The organism is Metabacillus sp. 84 (assembly GCF_050107715.1).
Classification (GTDB): domain Bacteria; phylum Bacillota; class Bacilli; order Bacillales; family Bacillaceae; genus Metabacillus_B.
The window spans coordinates 115,914-136,483 of record NZ_JBNILN010000003.1; the positions used below are offsets into that span (position 1 = coordinate 115,914).

23 protein-coding genes and 1 riboswitch are annotated in these 20,570 nt (G+C 46.3%); of the genes, 21 read left to right on the forward strand and 2 right to left on the reverse strand.

The features are described 5' to 3' along the window. The first annotated feature begins 16 nt into the window (after positions 1-16). From deoB to lysA, 15 genes are all read left to right on the forward strand, one after another. The gene (gene deoB / locus ACQCV8_RS07330) at positions 17-1,192 is read left to right on the forward strand and encodes a phosphopentomutase (protein WP_426844246.1); all 1,176 of its coding nucleotides are present in this window, start codon (positions 17-19) and stop codon (positions 1,190-1,192) included. After that, on the forward strand, positions 1,189-2,025 hold the full coding sequence (locus ACQCV8_RS07335) for a purine-nucleoside phosphorylase (protein ID WP_426843922.1): 837 nt from the start codon (positions 1,189-1,191) through the stop codon (positions 2,023-2,025). Before deoB ends, ACQCV8_RS07335 begins: the two co-directional genes overlap by 4 nt. Further along, entirely contained in the window at positions 2,022-3,326 is a 1,305-nt protein-coding gene (locus tag ACQCV8_RS07340) for a pyrimidine-nucleoside phosphorylase (protein WP_426843923.1), read from the forward strand. Before ACQCV8_RS07335 ends, ACQCV8_RS07340 begins: the two co-directional genes overlap by 4 nt. A 346-nt stretch (positions 3,327-3,672) precedes the next feature. Continuing rightward, positions 3,673-4,833, forward strand: a complete 1,161-nt coding sequence (locus ACQCV8_RS07345; RefSeq protein WP_426843924.1) for a D-alanyl-D-alanine carboxypeptidase family protein — start codon at positions 3,673-3,675, stop codon at positions 4,831-4,833. 95 nt (positions 4,834-4,928) lie between these two features. Further along, on the forward strand, positions 4,929-5,282 hold the full coding sequence (spoIIAA, locus tag ACQCV8_RS07350; RefSeq protein WP_426843925.1) for an anti-sigma F factor antagonist: 354 nt from the start codon (positions 4,929-4,931) through the stop codon (positions 5,280-5,282). After that, positions 5,282-5,722 carry an anti-sigma F factor gene (gene spoIIAB / locus ACQCV8_RS07355; RefSeq protein WP_426843926.1) on the forward strand — a complete coding sequence of 147 codons (441 nt, stop codon included), beginning with the start codon at positions 5,282-5,284 and terminating at the stop codon, positions 5,720-5,722. Before spoIIAA ends, spoIIAB begins: the two co-directional genes overlap by 1 nt. Positions 5,723-5,733: 11 nt before the next feature. Then, positions 5,734-6,492: an RNA polymerase sporulation sigma factor SigF gene (sigF, locus tag ACQCV8_RS07360; protein WP_426843927.1), complete on the forward strand. Its 759-nt coding sequence runs from the start codon at positions 5,734-5,736 to the stop codon at positions 6,490-6,492. 205 nt (positions 6,493-6,697) lie between these two features. After that, positions 6,698-7,315: a stage V sporulation protein AA gene (locus ACQCV8_RS07365; RefSeq protein WP_426843929.1), complete on the forward strand. Its 618-nt coding sequence runs from the start codon at positions 6,698-6,700 to the stop codon at positions 7,313-7,315. Next, on the forward strand, positions 7,305-7,727 hold the full coding sequence (locus tag ACQCV8_RS07370; protein WP_426843930.1) for a stage V sporulation protein AB: 423 nt from the start codon (positions 7,305-7,307) through the stop codon (positions 7,725-7,727). The genes ACQCV8_RS07365 and ACQCV8_RS07370 overlap by 11 nt, the downstream gene beginning before the upstream one ends. A gap of 15 nt (positions 7,728-7,742) precedes the next feature. Then, on the forward strand, positions 7,743-8,198 hold the full coding sequence (gene spoVAC / locus ACQCV8_RS07375) for a stage V sporulation protein AC (RefSeq protein ID WP_426843931.1): 456 nt from the start codon (positions 7,743-7,745) through the stop codon (positions 8,196-8,198). Positions 8,199-8,210: 12 nt separating this feature from the next. Then, positions 8,211-9,227 carry a stage V sporulation protein AD gene (spoVAD, locus tag ACQCV8_RS07380; RefSeq protein WP_426843932.1) on the forward strand — a complete coding sequence of 339 codons (1,017 nt, stop codon included), beginning with the start codon at positions 8,211-8,213 and terminating at the stop codon, positions 9,225-9,227. After that, positions 9,227-9,577, forward strand: a complete 351-nt coding sequence (spoVAE, locus tag ACQCV8_RS07385; RefSeq protein ID WP_426843933.1) for a stage V sporulation protein AE — start codon at positions 9,227-9,229, stop codon at positions 9,575-9,577. Before spoVAD ends, spoVAE begins: the two co-directional genes overlap by 1 nt. 10 nt (positions 9,578-9,587) lie before the next feature. Further along, positions 9,588-10,166, forward strand: a complete 579-nt coding sequence (locus ACQCV8_RS07390) for a stage V sporulation protein AE (protein ID WP_426843934.1) — start codon at positions 9,588-9,590, stop codon at positions 10,164-10,166. After that, the gene (locus ACQCV8_RS07395; RefSeq protein ID WP_426843935.1) at positions 10,144-11,622 is read left to right on the forward strand and encodes a spore germination protein; all 1,479 of its coding nucleotides are present in this window, start codon (positions 10,144-10,146) and stop codon (positions 11,620-11,622) included. Before ACQCV8_RS07390 ends, ACQCV8_RS07395 begins: the two co-directional genes overlap by 23 nt. A 289-nt stretch (positions 11,623-11,911) precedes the next feature. Next, positions 11,912-13,234 (forward strand): diaminopimelate decarboxylase, encoded by a 1,323-nt coding sequence (gene lysA / locus ACQCV8_RS07400; protein WP_426843936.1) that lies wholly within the window; start codon positions 11,912-11,914, stop codon positions 13,232-13,234. 55 nt (positions 13,235-13,289) lie between these two features. Here lysA and ACQCV8_RS07405 read toward each other — a convergent pair whose 3' ends face one another. Further along, positions 13,290-14,195: a DUF1002 domain-containing protein gene (locus ACQCV8_RS07405; RefSeq protein WP_426843937.1), complete on the reverse strand. Its 906-nt coding sequence runs from the start codon at positions 14,193-14,195 to the stop codon at positions 13,290-13,292. 242 nt (positions 14,196-14,437) lie between these two features. Between ACQCV8_RS07405 and ACQCV8_RS07410 the strand changes: the two genes are divergently transcribed. Then, on the forward strand, positions 14,438-14,875 hold the full coding sequence (locus ACQCV8_RS07410; RefSeq protein ID WP_426843938.1) for a peptidylprolyl isomerase: 438 nt from the start codon (positions 14,438-14,440) through the stop codon (positions 14,873-14,875). 43 nt (positions 14,876-14,918) lie between these two features. Here ACQCV8_RS07410 and ACQCV8_RS07415 read toward each other — a convergent pair whose 3' ends face one another. Beyond that, a complete protein-coding gene (locus ACQCV8_RS07415; protein WP_426843939.1) occupies positions 14,919-15,491 on the reverse strand; it encodes a DUF6434 domain-containing protein in 573 nt (190 codons plus the stop codon). A 400-nt stretch (positions 15,492-15,891) separates the two neighbouring features. Here ACQCV8_RS07415 and ACQCV8_RS07420 point away from each other — a divergent pair, with 400 nt between their 5' ends. The 5 genes from ACQCV8_RS07420 (at position 15,892) to ribH (ending at position 20,475) form a co-directional block, all read left to right on the forward strand. Continuing rightward, a complete protein-coding gene (locus ACQCV8_RS07420; RefSeq protein WP_426844247.1) occupies positions 15,892-16,443 on the forward strand; it encodes a CAP domain-containing protein in 552 nt (183 codons plus the stop codon). A 293-nt stretch (positions 16,444-16,736) separates the two neighbouring features. Then, a riboswitch (FMN riboswitch) is annotated at positions 16,737-16,882 on the forward strand. A 158-nt stretch (positions 16,883-17,040) separates the two neighbouring features. Then, a complete protein-coding gene (gene ribD / locus ACQCV8_RS07425) occupies positions 17,041-18,117 on the forward strand; it encodes a bifunctional diaminohydroxyphosphoribosylaminopyrimidine deaminase/5-amino-6-(5-phosphoribosylamino)uracil reductase RibD (RefSeq protein WP_426843940.1) in 1,077 nt (358 codons plus the stop codon). Further along, entirely contained in the window at positions 18,118-18,768 is a 651-nt protein-coding gene (gene ribE / locus ACQCV8_RS07430; protein ID WP_426843941.1) for a riboflavin synthase, read from the forward strand. 25 nt (positions 18,769-18,793) lie between these two features. Further along, positions 18,794-19,987, forward strand: a complete 1,194-nt coding sequence (locus tag ACQCV8_RS07435; protein WP_426843942.1) for a bifunctional 3,4-dihydroxy-2-butanone-4-phosphate synthase/GTP cyclohydrolase II — start codon at positions 18,794-18,796, stop codon at positions 19,985-19,987. Positions 19,988-20,007: 20 nt separating this feature from the next. Beyond that, the gene (gene ribH / locus ACQCV8_RS07440) at positions 20,008-20,475 is read left to right on the forward strand and encodes a 6,7-dimethyl-8-ribityllumazine synthase (RefSeq protein WP_426843943.1); all 468 of its coding nucleotides are present in this window, start codon (positions 20,008-20,010) and stop codon (positions 20,473-20,475) included. The last annotated feature ends 95 nt before the right edge of the window (positions 20,476-20,570 follow it).

Sequence of the window (20,570 nt, forward strand, 5' to 3'; positions counted from 1 at the left end):
TTATACATATAAAAGAATGTTCATCATCGTCCTTGATTCAGTAGGCATCGGAGAAGCTCCGGATGCGAAGGAATTCAATGACGAAGGGGCAGACACCCTTGGACACATCGCCGAGAAGATGAATGGGCTCACCATGCCGAATATGGCTAAGCTCGGGCTTAGCAGCATTCGGGAAATCAAAGGCATTCCTGTTCAAGAACGGCCAATGGCTTATTATACGAAAATGCAGGAGGCTTCGAGCGGAAAAGATACGATGACAGGTCATTGGGAATTAATGGGACTAAACATTCGTGAGCCGTTTCAAGTTTTCCCTGAAGGCTTTCCCCGGGAGCTGATGAATCTGCTCGAAAAAGAGACTGGAAGAAAAGTGATTGGGAACAAGCCGGCATCGGGCACTGAAATACTGGAAGAGTTAGCGGAAGAGCACATCCGAACAGGAAGCCTGATCGTTTACACCTCAGCAGATTCTGTCCTGCAGATTGCAGCGCATGAGGAGATTGTGCCAATCGATGAGCTCTATGATATTTGCAAAAAGGCAAGGGAAATGACGATGACAGAGCCGTTTAAACTCGGCCGGGTGATTGCAAGACCGTTCATCGGGGAACCGGGCAGCTGGAAGAGAACCGCGAACCGCCATGATTATGCATTAAAGCCATTTGGCAGAACGGTCATGGACGAATTGAAGGATGATGGTCTCGACGTCATAGCCATTGGGAAAATAGCTGATATCTTTGATGGGGAAGGCATTACTGATTCCATCAGGACCAAATCAAACATGGATGGAATGGATCAGTTTATCCAAGTAATGGACCGCCCATTTCAAGGCATCAGCTTCCTGAATTTGGTTGATTTTGATGCGCTTTTTGGCCATAGAAGGGATCCTGAAGGCTATGGGAAAGCGCTGGAGGAGTTTGATGCACGGCTTCCGGAGGTTTTTGAAAAGCTCACAGAAGAGGATCTGCTCCTGATTACGGCTGATCACGGGAACGATCCAATTCACCATGGAACCGATCATACGAGAGAATTTGTTCCACTGCTTGCATACAGTCCTCGTTTCAAAGCTGGAAAAGAGCTTCCGGTACGGGAAACATTTGCTGACGTAGGGGCAACAGTTGCGGAAAATTACCGGGTCAGCATGCCTGAATTTGGAACCAGCTTCTTAAATGAACTGGGAGAGGAGAACGGAAAATGAATAGGAACGATATTAACCAGGCTGCTGAGTATATTCAGTCAAAAATCGGCGAAGCTCCCGTAATCGGATTAATATTAGGATCAGGACTCGGGGTTCTGGCAGATGAAATTGAAGATGCGGTTAAGATGCCTTACGAAACCATTCCGGGCTTCCCTGTTTCTACCGTGGAAGGGCATGCCGGACAGCTCGTGTATGGAAAACTGAATGGAGCCACTGTCATCGCGATGCAGGGGCGTTTTCATTTTTATGAAGGATACAGTATGCAGAAAGTCGTCATGCCTGTCCGGGTTCTAAGGAAAATCGGAATCAAAACCCTGATTGTGACGAATGCAGCCGGAGGCATCAATGAAGAATTCGAGCCAGGCGACCTGATGCTGATCCGTGACCATATTAACAACATGGGGACCAATCCTCTAATCGGTCCGAATGATAAAGAATTTGGAGTGCGTTTTCCGGATCTCTCCGAAGCATACAGCAAAAGGCTCCTGTCGATTGCGAAGGAAACAGCAGCGAGCTTGGGTTTAAGAGTGAGAGAAGGGGTTTATGTCGCCAATACCGGTCCTGTCTACGAGACACCTGCAGAGGTGAAAATGCTTCGTATTCTAGGCGGGGACGCAGTCGGCATGTCGACTGTTCCTGAAGTTATCGCAGCGAGACATGCTGGTCTGGAAGTGCTCGGGATCTCCTGCATTTCGAATATGGCAGCGGGGATTTTGAATCAGCCATTATCCCATGATGAAGTGATTGAAACGACAGAAAAGGTGAAATCCAGCTTCCTCGGCCTTGTAAAAGGTGCAGTGGAGCAAATCGGGAAAGCAGGTGCAGCAGAATGAGAATGGTCGACATTATTCAAAAAAAGCGCGATGGCAAGCCGCTGACAAAGGAAGAAATTGAATTTGCCGTAAATGGCTATAAAAATGACCGCATTCCTGACTATCAAATGAGCTCTTTCCTCATGTCTGTTTATTTTAAGGGGATGACGAAGGAAGAAGTGTCCTGGCTTACAGATGCGATGGTCCATTCTGGAGAAACCGTTGATTTATCCGGAATTAACGGCATAAAAGTGGATAAGCATTCTACAGGTGGAGTCGGAGATAAAATCAGCCTGATTGTTGCTCCGCTTGTCGCTTCCGTAGGGGTGCCGGTAGCAAAAATGTCCGGAAGAGGACTTGGCCATACAGGCGGAACCATTGACAAACTGGAGGCTGTCGAAGGCTTCAGTGTCGAACTTACCGGCAATCAGTTTATTGAAAATGTCAACAAACACGGCATTTCCATTATCGGCCAATCAGGAGATTTAGTTCCGGCGGATAAAAAAATATATGCACTCAGGGATGTTACAGCAACTGTTGATTCCATTCCGCTTATCGCAAGCAGCATCATGAGCAAGAAAATTGCGATGGGGGCAGATGCTATTGTTTTAGATGTTAAGACGGGATCCGGAGCGTTCATGAAAACGCTGGAAACCGCTAAGGATCTGGCGGGCACGATGGTCGACATCGGCAGCCATCTGAACAGAAATACAGTTGCTGTCATCACCGACATGAACCAGCCTCTTGGCTATGAAGTCGGGAACGCAAATGAAATAAGGGAAGTCATTGAAGTCCTGAATGGCAGCGGTTCTGATGACCTTATTGAAATTTCAATGGCCATCGCTGTTCAAATGTCGATGCTCGGAGGTATTTACCAAACAGAAGAAAAAGCCAGAAAAGGATTGCAGGAAGCCATCCAATCCGGCAAGGCGCTTGAGAAATTTAAAGAGTTTATCACCACTCAAAATGGAAGCGCACAGCAGATTGAATCCCCTGATCTCCTGCCGCAGGCAAAAAACCATTTTGAAGCGAAGGCGAAGCAGTCTGGCTACATAAGTGATATCGAGGCCGAAGCAATCGGTGTAGCGGCTCTTCTTCTTGGTGCCGGAAGACAGACAAAGGAAGACCAAATCGATTACGCAGCAGGCGTTTCATTGAAAAAGAAAGCCGGCGACGAGGTGAAGGAAGGCGATGTCATCGCTGTTCTTCATACTAACAAAGACGATTGCGAACAGGCAATGGACACGCTTCATGCTGCATATTCATACTCAGGCGATAAACCTGAGAAACGTCCATATGTTTACGAAATTATTTCAAAATAAAACAGGCCCGGGTTTAAGGACCGCCACCAGAAGGAAAGCAAGAATCCTTCAGGTGGCGGCTCTTTTTTTATGCCTTGAAATGATGACCAGCCGCGTGGAGGTGGTGTTGCGCAAGGCTTGGCAAGAATTCCAGGCATTGCTCGGATAGAGGGGATAGCCGGGCTGGAATGCCGGCAGCGCTGGATACGGATGCCGGGAAAAAATGTTTTGCCAGAGGCGGCAAACCGGTGCCTGGAAACAGCGAGGCACCGGTTTAACGTGCAGATCCCTGGCTGGCGATTGTCATATGTATATTTCCGCCCTAATTGGAGAAAATGGAGTGTATCTTAATTGGGAGGGTTTGGAAATGAAAAAAGGTTTTTCCATGCTATTCATGGTTTGCTTCCTTTGCTCGATTGCACAGGGGGCTTTTGCAAAAGAAAACAGTCCGGATCTCGCACCGCAAGCCAAATCGGCAGTATTAATAGAACGGGATACAGGCAAAATCCTCTATGAAAAAAACAGTGATGAACAGCTTCCGCCTGCAAGCATGACGAAAATCATGACGATGATCCTCATTATGGAAGCATTGGACGAAGGGAAATTGAAGCTCTCCGATAAAGTCCGTACGAGCGAATATGCTGCATCGATGGGCGGTTCTCAGATTTTCCTTGAACCGGGTGAGGAAATGACAGCGGATGAAATGCTGAGAGGAATTGCCATCGGATCAGGGAATGACGCATCTGTTGCAATGGCAGAGCACCTTGGCGGATCAGAGGAAGGCTTTGTTGATTTAATGAATAAAAAAGCCGGGGAACTGGGCCTTAAAAACACCCATTTTGAAAATACAACCGGACTTCCTGAGAAAGGTCATTACAGTACGGCTCATGACATGGCGATTATGGGGAAAGAGCTGCTGAAATATGAAAGTATTACAAGCTATACGGGCAAATACGAGGATTATTTAAGGACGGACACGGATAAAAAATTCTGGCTTGTGAATACGAACCGGCTGGTGAAATTTTATCCCGGAGTCGATGGGGTAAAAACCGGGTTTACAAATGAAGCGAAATACTGCCTGACGGCTACGGCGAAAAAAGGAAACATGAGAGTCATTGCAGTCGTCATGGGAGCGGAAACACCTAAAGACCGGAACAGTCAAGTCACGAAGATGCTCGATTACGCGTTCAGCCAGTATCAGACCCATCCTCTTTATGAAAGAAATGAAGTGATCGGGGTTGAAAAGGTAAGCAAGGGAAGTGATCAATCCGTCAATCTTGTAACATCCGAGCCGATCTCTTTGCTTACTAAGAAGGGAGAGTCTACAAAGAACGTTACCAAGGAAGTCATTCCTAAAAAGAACCTGGCTGCTCCGCTTAAAAAAGGAGATGTACTGGGTATGCTTGTTCTAAAAAAGGATGGCGATATCGTCGCAAAAAGTCCGCTTACCGCTGAAAAGGATATCGAACCTGCAGGCTGGTGGTCTTTATTTAAACGGGTGATGTCGGACTTTACAAAGGCTGGCTGAATGTGGCGAATCTCCACTAGTTTTGTCACGCGGCAGGAAAACGCATAAGGAAAAACGAAAGACTCATACAAGCACAGATCGAGGAGGAATGACAGATGAGTCTAGCGGTTGAACTTAGCGTTCGGGAGTCCGTGCTGTGCATCCGGCTTTCAGGTGAACTGGATCACCACAGTACAGACGAACTGCGGTCAAAAGTAAATGAAATATTGGAAGAGGGCCAGGTTAAACATATTATATTAAACCTCGGCAATCTGATGTTTATGGACAGCTCAGGACTTGGGGTCATTTTGGGCCGCTACAAGCAAATCAAACAGCTGGGCGGAGAAATGGTTGTATGTTCGATATCACCTTCTATTCAGCGGCTCTTTGATATGTCAGGTTTATTTAAAATCGTCCGCTTAGAAGAGAACGAAGAGGCAGCCTTGCAAACATTGGGGGTGGCTTCCTGATGAAAAACGCAATGGAACTGCAGTTTTCTGCGCTAAGCCAGAATGAATCCTTTGCGAGGGTTACAGTAGCGGCCTTTATTGCGCAGCTGGATCCGACGATGGATGAATTAACAGAAATAAAAACCGTTGTATCCGAAGCCGTTACGAACGCGATCATCCATGGATATGACAATGATCCGAATGGAATTGTGTATATTACAGCGTCACTTGAAGATGAGGTGGTTCATTTGACAATCCGGGATGAAGGGAAAGGAATTCATGATCTTGATGAGGCGAGAACCCCTTTATTCACGACTAAGCCTGAGCTTGAGCGTTCCGGCATGGGCTTTACGATCATGGAAAACTTTATGGATGATATTCATGTAGAATCAGCCCCTTCCCTAGGGACATCGATAAAATTGACAAAGCATTTATCGAAAAGTAAAGCTTTGGTTAATTAAGGAGACGAGCTATGGATGTGGAGGTTAAGAACGGCCAGAAGAGCGTTCAGTTAAAAGACCATGAGGTGAAAGAGCTGATTTTAAGAAGTCAGCAGGGAGATCAGCAGGCGAGGGATATCATCGTTCAGCGTAACATGAGGCTTGTCTGGTCTGTTGTTCAAAGATTTTTAAACCGGGGCTACGAGCCGGATGACCTTTTTCAGATTGGATGCATCGGTCTGCTGAAATCAGTGGATAAATTCGATTTATCCTACGATGTTCGCTTTTCGACCTATGCTGTTCCGATGATCATTGGAGAAATCCAGCGGTTTATCAGAGACGATGGCACCGTAAAGGTCAGCAGGTCTTTAAAAGAACTTGGCAATAAAATCAGACGTGCAAAAGATGAACTGTCCAAGACGTTAGGCAAGGTGCCGACCGTTGCTGAGATTGCCGCTCACCTTGAGATTTCACCCGAAGAGGTTGTTTTAGCACAGGAGGCTGTCAGGGCTCCTTCCTCCATCCACGAAACCGTCTATGAGAATGATGGAGACCCCATCACCCTGCTTGATCAAATAGCGGACAGCTCAGAATCGAAGTGGTTTGATAAAATTGTGCTCAAAGAGGCGCTTGAGGGCCTTGATGAGAGAGAAAAACTAATTGTTTATCTGCGGTACTATAAAGACCAGACCCAATCTGAAGTAGCGGAGAGGCTTGGAATTTCTCAAGTACAGGTTTCAAGGCTTGAGAAAAAAATATTGAGTCAGATGAAAAATCTGATGGGCGGTTAGCCCGGATAAAGCGAATCCAATATGGGTTTGCTTTTTTTTGTGCGCCTGGAATGGGTGCAACCTACAGCCAAGTGGAACAGAGCGTTTTGGTAAAGTGTATTGGCATTAAATTGGTAATTAGTGTATATCCTTATGTTTTGCATGATTATAAGCTATCCTTTGCATACTACTTATACACTGCACTGCGTTATGGGATGTGAAGGAAATGGCAAAAACGATTTACATTAGGCTCAGGCACAGAATCCAATCGGCTCCCGAAGGATGGATCAGGCTTGGGGATCTTGCTCAAATCATTGACTCTGAAGAAGAATCGTCTCTTTCGCGGCTTAATGTTTATCATGTAACACCAAATGACCGGAGTATGGCGGTAGTGGATGTGATGCACATCATTAAATTGCTGAGAGCTGCAGAACCAGATGCGGAGATTCAGACAATTGGCCCTTCCCAAACAGTAGTAGAAATCGTAAGCAGGAAAAAGAAACGAAAATTGGTGTATTTTATAGCCGTCTGGCTGCTGCTTTTTGTAGGAGCGGCTATGGCCATAATAAACTTTCATGAGGATGTCAGTATGCAGGCAGTTCATCAAAAGCTTTATTTTATGCTGACCGGCAAGGAAGCTGAAAAGCCGCTTCTGCTGCAGATTCCTTATTCAATCGGGCTGGGCCTTGGAATGATTCTTTTTTTCAATCACGTGTTCAAGAAGAGGATCAATGAAGAGCCAAGCCCGCTGGAGGTAGAGATGTTTAAATACCAAATGGATCTTGACCAATATGTAGCCATGAATGAGAACAAGGAGAGTGTGAAAAAGCTGCATGAACATTAGCGTTCTGCTTATTATCTTTCTCGGTCTTTCATGGGGATTTGCGGTTGGGGCCGGTTTTGTAGCCTTTCTTGCCGTACTCGGAATTATCCCCCGCCTGAGCCAGCTGACGAAAACAATGTCAAACATTCAGGCATATGAATGGAGCGTCGTGAGCGGGGCGGCTGCGGGAGGATGGATGAGCTTAAGGACGACTGTATTGCATGCTCCGATCTTTTTTGCCGTACCGATTGGCTTGATGGATGGAATGTTTATTGGGCTTTTAGCGGCGGCCCTGACCGAGGTTTTGAATGTCCTGCCAATCCTTGCTAAGCGGATTGGAATCGCTGAACAAATTTTAATTATTTTAATGGCAATCGTATTGGGAAAAGTTAGCGGATCGCTCTTTCATTGGATCGTCTTTGTGGATTTATAAAAAGGAGGAAGCGGGATGTCAAAAATAAAAGACCATTATTCAGATAACATTAAAGCCTATCAGCCGAAACCAAATTATTTCCTTAATTGTTTAAAGGCATTTGCGGTAGGAGGACTGATTTGTGTAATTGGACAGGCAATCAGTAATTTTTATATGGCTTTCTTTAACTTTAATGAGGATACGGTCGGGAATCCCACGGTAGCGACATTAATCTTGATTTCTGCGATCCTTACAGGCATTGGAGTCTATGATCGTATCGGTCAATTTGCAGGAGCGGGATCGGCTGTCCCCGTAACCGGATTTGCAAACTCGATGACGAGTGCTGCCCTGGAACATAAAAGCGAGGGGCTCGTTCTTGGCGTTGCGACAAATATGTTTAAGCTTGCGGGAAGTGTCATCGTGTTTGGGACCGTGGCGGCATATATCGTCGGAATCATCCGGTTCTTTTTCAATATGATGACAGGATCCTGAGGAGGGTATGAAATGAAATTGACTGGAAAACAAACGTGGGTATTCCAAAATAGCGTATATGTTACCTCTGCAGGGACGGCAGTCGGCCCGAAAGAAGCGAAAGGGCCACTTGGAAGCTTATTCGATACAACCTACGATGACCTCCATTGCGGAGCGGATAATTGGGAGCTTGCCGAGCGGAAATTAATGGAGGATGCGATTGGCTACACTTTAAGCAAAGCAGGTTTGCAGGAGGATGACATCGATTTCCTGCTTGCAGGGGACCTGCTGAACCAGAACGTTACATCTAATTATACCGCACGTCATCTCGGAATCCCTTTCATATGTATGTTTGGAGCATGCTCAACCTCAATGGAAACCGCAGCCCTTGGATCCCTGCTGGTAGACGGCGGGTATGCAAGCAAGGTGATTGCTGCCACAAGCAGCCATAACGCTACGGCAGAGCGGCAATTCAGGAACCCTACCGAATATGGCGGACAAAAGCCGGACACTTCTACGGCTACGGTTACAGGCTCAGGAGCAATGCTGATTACGAATGAACCTTCGGACATTCGTATAACCGCTGCCACCATAGGAAAGGTACAGGATTATGGAATAAAGGATGCAAATGATATGGGCTCAGCCATGGCTCCGGCTGCTGCAGATACGATTCAGCGTCATCTCGAGGATATGAACCGGACTCCTGAGGACTATGATCTGATCATTACCGGTGACTTATCCGGGGTAGGCAGTCCGATATTAATTGACCTTTTAAAAGAGGAAGGCATTCAGATTTCTTCGAAACACCAGGATTGCGGGCTTTTAATTTACCGTCCTGATCAAGGGGTGTTTGCGGGGGGGAGCGGCTGCGGCTGTTCAGCGGTCGTAACATATGGTCACATTTTCAATGAAATGAAGGCCGGGAATCTTAACCGTGTCCTTGTCGTCGCTACCGGGGCTCTTTTAAGTCCGACGATGATCCAGCAAAAGGAATCCATCCCAACCATTGCTCACGGAGTGGTGTTTGAGAGGGCAGGAGGGACGCCTTAATGGAATATTTACTCGCCTTTGTATGCGGAGGCCTTATCTGTGTAGTCGGCCAAATTCTTTTAGATAAATTTAAGCTTACTCCGGCTCATGTTATGAGTTCGTTTGTTGTTATAGGTGCCATTCTCGACGGCTTTGGGATTTATGATAATTTTATTGACTTTGCCGGTGCAGGAGCGACAGTGCCAATTACATCCTTCGGCCATTCCCTGCTGCATGGAGCGATGGAGCAGTCCCGGGAGCATGGATTTATCGGAATTGCAATGGGGATTTTTGAGCTGACATCTGCAGGTATCTCCTCTGCAATTTTATTCGCCTTTATCGTTGCCGTCATTTTTAAGCCGAGAGGGTAGGGGGGGATAAATGAAGCGGAAGGTCATAATGGTTACAGATGGAGATGTGTATGCAGCAAAAGCCATTGCGTATACTGCTGCTCACTTAGGGGGCCGCTGGATTTCCCAGTCTCAGGGCAATCCCTCTGCTTTGACAGGTCAGGAGCTTGTTGCTCTCATTTTGCAAACACCGTATGACCCTGTTTTTGTCCTATTCGATGATTGCGGCATGCCGGGCGAGGGTCCGGGCGAAAAAGCGATGGTGTACGTAGCAGGGCACCCCTCTATAGAGGTTCTGGGTGTAATAGCGGTTGCAGCGAAAACCAGGCAGTCAGATTGGTCAAGAGTCGACGTCTGCATTGACCGGGATGGAGAACTTACCGGTCATGGAGTGGATAAAAGCGGAGTTCAGGAGTTTGAGGACGGGCGAATCAACGGGGATACCGTTTACAGTCTGGATCAGCTCAATATCCCGATTATCGTCGGGATTGGGGATATTGGGAAAATGGCAAGAAGAGATGACGTTGAAAAAGGTGCACCAATTACAATGAAAGCTGCGGAATTAATTTTAGAAAGGAATGGAATCAATGCCCGTAAACACAAAGAGTGAGTCCCCGGTTTCACCTAAGCTTTATGAAAACGAAAATTATTTCAAAGATTACGTTGGGATGGGTACGAGCTTTGACCTGGGGGTAAGGAAGTTTACCATCATGGGAAAAGGGGTCAACCTCTACTATGTGACGGGCCTTTGTGATTCCCAATACCTGATTTTAATTTTAACCGCATTAGCGGACATCAACAATACAGAGCAGAAGGATCCCGATAAATTTAAGGAAATTGTTGAAAACCGTCTGGCCCACCAGCAGGTGTTTAAAGTGGAAACGATCCAGCGCGCGGTAACGGAAGTTTTATCCGGACTGGTTGCCATTATGCTTGAAGGGGCCGATTATGCTCTGGTCGTGGATGTAAGAAGTTATCCCGGACGAACCCCTGAAGAGCCGGATACGGAAAAAGTAGTACGAGGCGCCAGAGACGGATTTGTTGAAAACATTATCGTCAACACTGCCTTAATTAGAAGAAGAGTCCGGGACGAACGGCTGCGTTATGAAATCATGAGAATTGGCGAGCGTTCTAAAACCGACGTATGTGTCGCTTATATTGAAGACATTGCGAGCAAGGATTTAGTCGATCTGCTAAAAAAAGAGTTAAAGGAAATTCAGGTGGACGGCATCACAATGGGAGATAAAACGGTAGAAGAATTCCTTGTGAAACAAGGCTTCAATCCATTTCCGATGGTTAGATACACTGAGCGTGCGGACGTGGCGGCCAACCATCTCGTAGAAGGGCATGTCATCATCATCGTTGATACTTCTCCAAGTGTCATTATTACACCGACAACCTTTTTCCATCATGTTCAGCATGCAGAAGAATACCGCCAGGCTCCTGCCATTGGAACCTTTCTCCGCTGGGTTCGTTTTCTTGGAATTCTTTCCTCCACATTTTTATTGCCGCTTTGGTTCCTGTTTATTTTAGAGCCTTCTCTGCTCCCGAAAAGTCTCTCGTTTATCGGACCAAACGAGCAGACAAACATCCCGCTTGTCGCGCAAATTTTTCTGGCGGACTTTGGAATTGAATTCTTAAGGATGGCTGCCATTCATACCCCAACAGCTCTTTCAACCGCTATGGGGCTTATCGCTGCCGTTTTGATTGGCCAGATTGCCATTGATGTCGGGCTTTTCGTGCCGGAAGTCATCCTGTATGTGTCTGTTGCCGCTATTGGCAGCTTTACAACTCCGAGCTACGAGCTTAGCGTAGCGAACAAAATCGTCAGACTTCTGCTTCTTGCCGTCACTGCGATCTTCCACGTGAAGGGACTGGTCATTGGGGTTACCGTATTCATCATTTATCTAGCCTCAACCAGAACGCTGAATACCCCCTACTTATGGCCGTTTCTTCCATTCAACGCTGCGGCCTTTAAGCAAATTGCTGTGCGGACCTCGGTGCCCGGCGCGAAGCTGCGGCCGAGCATTGTTCACCCTCAGGATATCTACCGGCAGCGAAAGTAATATGAGGATTGAAACATGCCAATAATTGTGATAATGTATGTTTAATCTTTTGGCAATGGAACCCACTGCTGAGGCAGCAGTCTCAGGATTAGGCGAGAGCGGGAAAGGGATACATTCAGCCTGAACCAGCCTCATAAAAGTCACTGAAAAAAAGCAGTTAATAACCGTATGTTGTTAGCTGCTTTTTCTTTACCCCGTGTGAACGAAAATTCTGAAGAATCGCCGGGAGGCTTGGCCTGATCAAGACGAACATTGTCACTTTAATGCAGACAGAAAGAGGGAATGAACGGTGTATTTACATGGTACGAGCAAAATCAATCATCAAGGCCATCTTGAAATAGGCGGGGTAGACACAACAGATATCGTAAAGCAATACGGTACTCCTGTATATGTATATGATGTCGAACTGATCCGTAAAAGAGCAAGGCAGTTTAAACAGGCCTTTGAGAACGAAAATGTAAAAGCTCAGGTAGCCTATGCGAGTAAAGCATTCTCATCGGTAGCGATGTTTCAGCTTGTACAGGAGGAAGGGCTCTCTCTAGATGTTGTTTCGGCAGGTGAGTTATATACAGCTCTAAAAGCAGGATTTGCACCGGAAAAAATTCATTTTCACGGCAACAATAAAAGTGAAGAAGAACTGCTTATGGCGATGGAAGCTGGAATCGGCTGCATTGTCGTCGACAACTTTTTTGAAATCCATCTCATCTCAAGGCTTGCGAAAGAGCAGAAGCAAACCGTTTCTGTCCTGCTTCGTGTGACACCTGGAGTAGAAGCTCATACCCACGATTACATAACAACCGGTCAGGAGGATTCCAAATTCGGTTTTGACCTTCAAAATGGCCAAATAGAACGGGCTATGGAGCTGGTTCTTGCAGATAGCTCGTTCAATGTCCTTGGTGTGCACTGCCATATTGGTTCGCAAATATTTGATGGAACGGGGTTTGTGCTTGCTGCCGAGAAAATTTTCAAAAAAATTAAAGAGTGGAGGGACACCTTCAGCTATACTCCGGCGGTTGTTAACCTTGGGGGAGGTTTCGGAATCCGCTACACAGCAGAAGACCAGCCGCTTCATCCGGCATCCTACGTAGAGCAAATGATTCAAGCAGTCAAAGCGCAATCAGAGCTGCTCGGCATGGAGATTCCTGAAATTTGGATCGAACCGGGCCGATCTCTTGCCGGCGATGCAGGCACAACCCTTTATACCATCGGCTCACATAAAGAGGTTCCGAACATTCGGGATTATATCGCTGTGGATGGCGGGATGAGCGATAACATCCGGCCGGCTCTCTACCAGGCCAAGTATGAAGCGGCACTCGCCAACCGCATGAACGATGCCTGCAGCAAAGAGGTCTCCATTGCAGGAAAATGCTGTGAAAGCGGAGATATGCTGCTATGGGACATCGAGCTTCCGGAAACATCTGCAGGTGACATACTAGCAGTATTCTGCACAGGCGCTTACGGCTACTCAATGGCCAACAACTACAACCGGATTGCGCGGCCCCCTGTTGTTTTTGCAGAAAAAGGGGAAGCCCAGCTTGTTATTAAAAGAGAAACCTACGAAGACTTACTGAAACTGGATCTTCCACTGTCCGCCAAGGTGAAAAGCTTTTAAGGCGGGGTGAACAATCTAAAAAAAGCTGCCGATTCAGATCGGCAGCTTTTTTTGATTAATAGAAACGCCCTGCGGCATTTTGCCCGCTGCCTCCGCCATTAAATAGCGAAACAATGGCATTCCAGATTGCCACAAAGAACTGAATGACCTGATCTAAAAAGTTCTGTCCTTCCTCAGATTCAAGGAACTTCGTAATCTTTTCTTTCGCCTGATCGAGCTGCTGCCCCACCTGGTTCCAGTCAATGTTGGCATCCTTCATTCTATTGAAGAGAGCAATTAAATTGTTAATCTCCTCATCTGTTAACGTTATCCCCAAGTCTTTTGCCGCATTTTCAATCATCGTTCGAAGCTCTTCGTCATTGGCAGGAACACCGTTTTTGGCAACTTCCTCTTTAATTTTAGCCATCAGAGCGGAAGCATTTTCCTCCCCGTGCTTTTGGCCGAGCTCAGAAGTTGTGACCAGCTCTTCGTTTGCTACTTGCTTAACATCCTCTGGAATCGCCTCATCAGAGCTTACTTCATATGCTTTAATCAGTCCTGTGAGTGCAGCCGTTCCGGAAACCTCAATCGGTGCTGTAACCTGAACTGTCGCGTCTTTAACCCCTGCAGTCATAAGGGCATTTAAATACATTTCATCTGTAATGACATTGATGTTTTTCGTATTCACTTCGAGGCCTGAGCCTTCTTTTTCAATGGTTATGGAAGAAGAGGAAAGCGCCTTTGTGCCAATCTGGCTTTTCGGGATATACTTTCCGAGATACTTATGTTCTTCTTCATTCGAAACAGTAACCGTCTGTGCATTTTCAGGTGCGTTCAAATCCCCCAAAACGGTTTGTTTCTGCTGCGGAGTTAAATTTTCTCCGAGTGTTACAATGACATCCCCGACGGCTGCATCAGCCAGGCCGATCTGGGGAACGGCGATCATGCACGCGGCAAGCATCGCTGCAAATACTTTCTTCAAGTAAATACCCTCCTTTAAAGGTGAAAAGATCTTGCGGGTCACCACCCCATTATAGCCGCAATTAATGGACTGTCATAGCATAATTTTTGCCAGAGGCAGCTCCAGGGCTCATTGGGGCGCTTCAGATAGGTTAGACGAAAGGCAGGGGAAGAAAGTTTCACTGTCCGCCAATCCGCCGCTTTTATGTCTAGGGCGCTTTTATGCTATAATTATGGCTGATTAACTCTAAAGGAGAGATTACAATGGCAAAAAAAGGATACATATTGATGGAAAACGGAGAGAAGATCGAGTTTGATCTATTCCCGGCAGAAGCTCCGAATACAGTAGCTAATTTTGAAAAATTGGCTAAAGAAGGCTTTTACAATGGAGTGACCTTCCACCGTGTAATTCCCGGGTTCGTATCACAGGGCGGGGATCCTACAGGAACTGGAGCAGGCGGACCAGGCTACAGCATCGATTGCGAAACAGAAGGCAATCCGCATAAGCATGAAGAAGGAAGTCTTTCCATGGCACATGCTGGAAAAAACACAGGCGGAAGCCAATTCTTTATCGTCCATGAGCCGCAGCCTCATCTAAATGGCGTTCATACCGTTTTCGGTAAAGTAACCTCTAACGTTGCTGCTGCAAAAGCAATGAAAAACGGCGATAAAATGGAAAAAGTAGAAGTGTTCGAAGCGTAAGGAAAAAGGGAGGCCTTGAAGCCTCCCTTTTTAATATGGCAAGTCACAGTCTAACACCGGGTTTATACTTGTTGCTTCCTGACTGGGTTTTGACAGAATTCCATGCTTCAATCGCTTCTGAACGGCTTTTGCCCGCATTATCCGGATCTGCGAAAAAGTCACGGGTGAATTGATTGTACTCAAATTGAGGCGGGATTTCTTTTCTGTAACCCGGGTCCTTCTTGCGTGTTTCTTCTTCAAGCCAGGCATCTGCTGCCTCCCGATAAGTCTTTCCGATATTTTCTTTAAAGTAGCTTTGAATAAACGTTGAAAAATGAAAAGATGGGATGACAGTTTTGAAAAATGCTCTCACATGTTGACTGCAGCGGTGATTTTCCAGTATGACTGTTTCTAAAGACAGCTCCTGCTGCTTTGCATTGGTGCTCCATCTTGCTTTTTTTGCGGGTTTTATTATTTCTCCATTTACAAGAAAACGTTTAATCCTTTCGGTAAGTTCAGCCTTGGGGCCTGAAGCACTTAACCCGTTTTCTCTGCAAAAACATTGCAATTCTGCTTTTAACCAGTAAAAATCCTCTAAATCCTGTACTCTCGTATTTTTCGTCAGGTCAGGCCTCACGTGAAGCACCTCCTCTATTTCGTTTCTCGCCGCTTGTAATTAACACTAGAATCTCAACTTTCAATTGGTATTATATTACAATAACCTCTTGTAAACAAGATCGCATTAGAAGAGGGGAGCCAATTGCAGGAAAGGGACCTTCTCGCTGCTTCCCATCGTGAATGGGTATTAGCCTTGCTTTTGCGGAATTTTTTTAAGGCTGAACGGATGTTAACCCTTTTGGAGAGCCCACTGCTGGCCCGTGATCATTACCACATTTTTGTTATTGCCGCTCGAGTCCAAAAGTATATAAAATAATAGAGCATCCAATAGATTGATTGCGCAAAATTTATCTTACATATCGGAGGAGATTAAACTGTACAAGAAAGTGATTTCTTCAGCACTGGCCTTATCCTTACTTATGCCTGCAGCGGCATCCGCAGCTGGAACCTACACGGTTGCAAAAGGAGATACAATGTGGAAAATTGCTGTTAAAACCAAGACAGGTGTCTCCGAGCTCATAAACGCTAACCCTCAGGTGAAAAATCCCGACCGAATATTAATCGGACAAAAGTTAAACGTTCCTGCCAATGCAGAGGCTTCTGCTGAAGCCCAGGTTGTTTCTCTTGTCAATCAAGAGAGGGCAAAAGCAGGCCTAAAGCCGCTTATTGCTGATTGGGAGTTAGCGAGAGTTGCAAAATACAAATCTCAGGATATGTATCAAAACAGGTACTTTTCCCATACAAGCCCTGTTTACGGATCCCCCTTTCAAATGATGAAGGACTTCGGGATCTCATATAGAGCAGCCGGTGAAAACATCGCCAAAGGACAAACTTCCCCACAGGCAGTTATGAAAGCATGGATGAACAGTTCAGGCCACCGTGCCAATATACTGAATAAATCCTTCACTCATATTGGCGTCGGATACGTTAAAGAAGGAAATCATTGGACGCAGCAGTTTATCAGTAAATAAATAGAAAGAAAAATAGACTCCTTGCTTACGGGCTAAGGAGTTTTTATTTTCTAATAAATTTCCGCGGCAGCCATTCCTTTCGCGAACGTTATCACTCTGTCATGCTTGCGTCTTACATATCGTTTCTCCGTTGAGTCAAGCAGTGTGCCATCCATGTTAAAGCAACCCGGCTTTGATGAAAATTTCACTCTCTCACTTTCTTATTTTTTGTCAAATCACCTCAACCCTTTTTCATTTGAATTGCAAAAATCCTTTCAAACGGCTAAAATAGCTTCAAGACAATTAAATAGTTGTATATCCTTCGGGGCAGGGTGAAATTCCCTACCGGCGGTGATGAAGTCATGTGCTTCAAAGTCCGTGACCCGGCGGCCGCAGGCCGGCGGTGGATCCAGTGAAATTCTGGAGCCGACAGTTAGAGTCTGGATGGGAGAAGGATCGCACGTGCTTATTGCAAACACGGGTATGAAAAATTCTGAAAAGATGAATATAGCATACTCTTATTTGATATGCCTTCGTGATCACTCCAGCTCCGGATTCCATTCCGGGGCTTTTTGTCTTTTTAGAAAGGGGGATTAGGTGTTGCGTGAGGAATCGTTTATGAAAACTGCGATTGAGCTCGCCCGGCAAGGGATCGGGCAAACCTCCCCAAATCCAGCTGTAGGGGCTGTCGTCGTTAAAGACGGGAAGGTTGCAGGAGTCGGTGCCCACCTTAGGGCTGGAGAACACCATGCGGAAGTGCATGCGATTCGTATGGCCGGTGAAAAAGCGAAGGGTGCGGATATCTATGTCACTCTTGAGCCTTGCAGCCATCACGGGAAGACCCCGCCCTGTGCAGAGCTGATAATAGAATCCGGAATAAAACGGGTGATTATCGCAAGCCTCGATCCGAATCCTCTCGTTGGAGGCGGGGGCTTGGCAAGACTTAGAGACGCAGGCATAGCTGTAGAGACCGGGGTTCTGGAAAAGGAAGCGGCAGAGCTGAACCGCTTTTTCTTCCACTATATCAAAACCGGATTGCCTTTTATTACACTTAAGGCTGCTTCGACATTAGATGGAAAAACAGCTGCTGAAAACGGCGACAGTAAATGGATTACAGGAGAAGCTGCAAGAGAAGATGTTCACAAATACCGGGAAGTCCATGATGCTATTTTAGTGGGTGTGAACACAGTCATCCACGATAATCCCAGTTTGACATGCCGGCTGAAAAATCCAAAAAAGCAGCCAATCCGCATCGTACTTGACAGGAACCTGCGAACACCGCTCCATGCAAAGGTAGCTGCAGACAAAGAAGCTGAGACCTGGATCGTTGCATCCCAGACAGCAGATAAAGTACGGGCTGCTGCATTTGTCGAAAGAGGGGTAAAGATTATTTTTACAGACCCTGAAGCCTCGTTAAAGGATACGCTTATAGAGCTTGGGAAAAGAGGCATTACCTCTGTTTTTGCAGAGGGCGGATCAGAGGTTCATGGTTCATTCATTAAGGAGGGGCTGCTTAATGAAATGATTTTGTATTTGGCTCCTAAGCTGCTGGGCGGCCTTAAAAGTTTGCCGATATCCGGAGGACCGGGCTTTAACTGGATGCGGGAAGCAAAGGAGCTTGAATTTAAAGAAACGTCTGTGATTGGAAACGATTTGAAAATCACGGCAGTTTTAAGGGGAAAGGAGGGAACTTAAATGTTTACAGGTATAGTGGAAGAACTGGGAACAGTAGAACGGGTAACATCAGGCGGCAGAATGATGTCCTACACCATAAAAGCTTCCAAAGTGCTGACAGATGTCAGCCTTGGTGACAGCATTTCCGTTAACGGAGTCTGCTTGACGGTAACAAATTTCACTGCCAGTGAGTTTACGGTAGATGTGATGCCGGAAACCGTTAAAGCCTCGACGATCCGCGGCTGGAAAAGAGGCACAAAAGTGAACCTTGAGCGAGCTATGGCAGCGGACGGCCGTTTTGGCGGACATATGGTGAGCGGTCATATAGACGGAACCGGCTTAATCCAATCCAAGAAAAAGGATCAAAATGCTGTTTACTATGACATTAGTACTTCTAAAGAAATTACTGATACCCTTGTGATGAAAGGCTCGATTGCAATAGATGGCATCAGTTTAACCCTTTTCGGACTGCAGGATGGTCTCGTTCAGGTATCCATCATTCCCCATACGATAAGTGAAACGGTACTGGGCATGAAGGAAGCGGGGGACCTGGTAAATGTAGAATGTGACATCATCGGCAAATATGTCCGCAAATTTATGTCCCCCCCTGCACCCGATGCTAAAAAAGATCCTATCTCTGCAGATTTTCTTGCTATGCATGGATTTAAATAACGATACACGACTGGAGGCGCAATGGATGTTCCATACAATTGAAGAGGCGATTAAAGATTTGAAGAACGGAAAGCCAGTCATTGTCGTAGATGATGAGGACCGGGAGAATGAAGGGGATTTTGTTGCTTTGGGTGAAATGGCAAGTCCTGATGTCATCAACTTTATGGCTACCTATGGAAGGGGATTGATCTGCACGCCCATGACTGAGGATCGCGCTGCGGAACTTAATTTAAAGCCGATGGTTGATGAAAACACAGACCCGCACGGTACAGCGTTCACCGTCAGTGTTGACTACAAAACCGCGTCAACGGGAATCAGCGCTTTCGAACGTTCAGAAACCATTCAGGCGCTGATCAGCCGTGAATCGAGGGCGCAGGACTTTAAACGGCCCGGCCATGTTTTCCCGCTCGTTGCGAAACCGGGCGGAGTGTTAAGAAGAGCCGGCCATACAGAAGCGTCGGTGGATTTGGCTAAGCTCTGCGGAGCCGAACCGGTAGCGGTCATATGCGAAATTATGAGTGAAGATGGCACCATGGCCCGCCTTCCTGAACTGCTGGAGCTGGCAGAAAAAATGGACCTGAAAATTATTTCCATCGAAGATCTTATTCTCTATCGAAATCTGACAGATAATCTTGTCAAAAAAGAAGTGGATATTCAGCTTCCAACTGAATACGGAAACTTCAGGGCTATCGGGTACTCAAATATACTGGATGGAAAAGAGCATGTCGCTCTTGTGAAAGGGACGCTGGATCCTGATAAGCCCACACTTGTCAGAGTTCACTCAGAGTGCCTGACCGGGGATGTATTTGGATCTTACCGATGCGACTGCGGACCACAGCTCCACGCGGCTCTCGCCCAAATTGAAGCGGAAGGCAGCGGGGTCCTCCTCTATATGAGACAGGAAGGCAGAGGGATAGGCCTTTTAAACAAAATGAGGGCCTATAAGCTTCAAGAAGAGGGATATGACACAGTTGAGGCCAATGAAAAGCTCGGGTTTGGAGCCGACCTTCGGGACTATGGCATCGGAGCCCAGATATTAAAGGATCTTGGACTCGCTGAACTCCGCCTATTGACGAATAATCCAAAAAAGATCAAAGGTCTGGAAGGCTACGGACTGAAAATTGCCGGGCGGGTTCCCATCCAAATGCCGCACCGGAAAGAAAATGAAAGCTATTTAAAAACAAAACACCAAAAATTGGGGCACTTACTTAACTTTTAATAAAACCAGGAGGAGAAACCATGACTAAAATTTATGAAGGCCATTTAGTAGCAGCAGGATTAAAAGTTGGAATAGTAGTCGGAAGGTTTAATGAATTTATAACAAGCAAATTGCTGGGTGGAGCTCAGGATGCCCTGAAACGCCATGGAGCGGAAGAAGAAAATGTCGAAATTGCCTGGGTTCCGGGAGCATTTGAACTTCCGCTTGTGGCGAAGAAAATGGCTGAATCCGGAAAATATGATGCCGTTATCACGCTCGGAACTGTCATCCGCGGTTCCACCACCCATTACGATTATGTGTGCAGCGAGGCAGCTAAAGGTGTAGCGAACGCCTCAGCTTCCAGCGGAATTCCGGTAATTTTTGGCGTCCTCACGACAGAAACCATTGAGCAGGCGATTGAACGGGCAGGCACAAAAGCTGGAAATAAAGGCTGGGAAGCTGCTGTTTCAGCAATCGAAATGGCGAATCTTTTAAAATCATTCGAATAAATTTACAATGAAGGGGGTATTCCCAAGTAGAATCCCCTTACCGAGAAGGACATTTTTCCTTTGAAAGCACAGAACCCATTTAGGTGATGCAGCAA

Coding starts and splice junctions, on each gene's coding strand:
- ribD (WP_426843940.1), top strand. CDS start 17,041: ATGAAAACTGCGATTGAGCTCGCCCGGCAAGGGATCGGGCAAACCTCC.
- spoIIAB (WP_426843926.1), top strand. CDS start 5,282: ATGAAAAACGCAATGGAACTGCAGTTTTCTGCGCTAAGCCAGAATGAA.
- spoIIAA (WP_426843925.1), top strand. CDS start 4,929: ATGAGTCTAGCGGTTGAACTTAGCGTTCGGGAGTCCGTGCTGTGCATC.
- ACQCV8_RS07420 (WP_426844247.1), top strand. CDS start 15,892: ATGCCTGCAGCGGCATCCGCAGCTGGAACCTACACGGTTGCAAAAGGA.
- ACQCV8_RS07395 (WP_426843935.1), top strand. CDS start 10,144: ATGCCCGTAAACACAAAGAGTGAGTCCCCGGTTTCACCTAAGCTTTAT.
- ACQCV8_RS07345 (WP_426843924.1), top strand. CDS start 3,673: ATGAAAAAAGGTTTTTCCATGCTATTCATGGTTTGCTTCCTTTGCTCG.
- deoB (WP_426844246.1), top strand. CDS start 17: ATGTTCATCATCGTCCTTGATTCAGTAGGCATCGGAGAAGCTCCGGAT.
- ACQCV8_RS07410 (WP_426843938.1), top strand. CDS start 14,438: ATGGCAAAAAAAGGATACATATTGATGGAAAACGGAGAGAAGATCGAG.
- ACQCV8_RS07370 (WP_426843930.1), top strand. CDS start 7,305: ATGAACATTAGCGTTCTGCTTATTATCTTTCTCGGTCTTTCATGGGGA.
- ACQCV8_RS07435 (WP_426843942.1), top strand. CDS start 18,794: ATGTTCCATACAATTGAAGAGGCGATTAAAGATTTGAAGAACGGAAAG.
- ribH (WP_426843943.1), top strand. CDS start 20,008: ATGACTAAAATTTATGAAGGCCATTTAGTAGCAGCAGGATTAAAAGTT.
- ACQCV8_RS07340 (WP_426843923.1), top strand. CDS start 2,022: ATGAGAATGGTCGACATTATTCAAAAAAAGCGCGATGGCAAGCCGCTG.
- spoVAC (WP_426843931.1), top strand. CDS start 7,743: ATGTCAAAAATAAAAGACCATTATTCAGATAACATTAAAGCCTATCAG.
- ACQCV8_RS07335 (WP_426843922.1), top strand. CDS start 1,189: ATGAATAGGAACGATATTAACCAGGCTGCTGAGTATATTCAGTCAAAA.
- spoVAD (WP_426843932.1), top strand. CDS start 8,211: ATGAAATTGACTGGAAAACAAACGTGGGTATTCCAAAATAGCGTATAT.
- sigF (WP_426843927.1), top strand. CDS start 5,734: ATGGATGTGGAGGTTAAGAACGGCCAGAAGAGCGTTCAGTTAAAAGAC.
- ACQCV8_RS07390 (WP_426843934.1), top strand. CDS start 9,588: ATGAAGCGGAAGGTCATAATGGTTACAGATGGAGATGTGTATGCAGCA.
- ribE (WP_426843941.1), top strand. CDS start 18,118: ATGTTTACAGGTATAGTGGAAGAACTGGGAACAGTAGAACGGGTAACA.
- ACQCV8_RS07365 (WP_426843929.1), top strand. CDS start 6,698: ATGGCAAAAACGATTTACATTAGGCTCAGGCACAGAATCCAATCGGCT.
- spoVAE (WP_426843933.1), top strand. CDS start 9,227: ATGGAATATTTACTCGCCTTTGTATGCGGAGGCCTTATCTGTGTAGTC.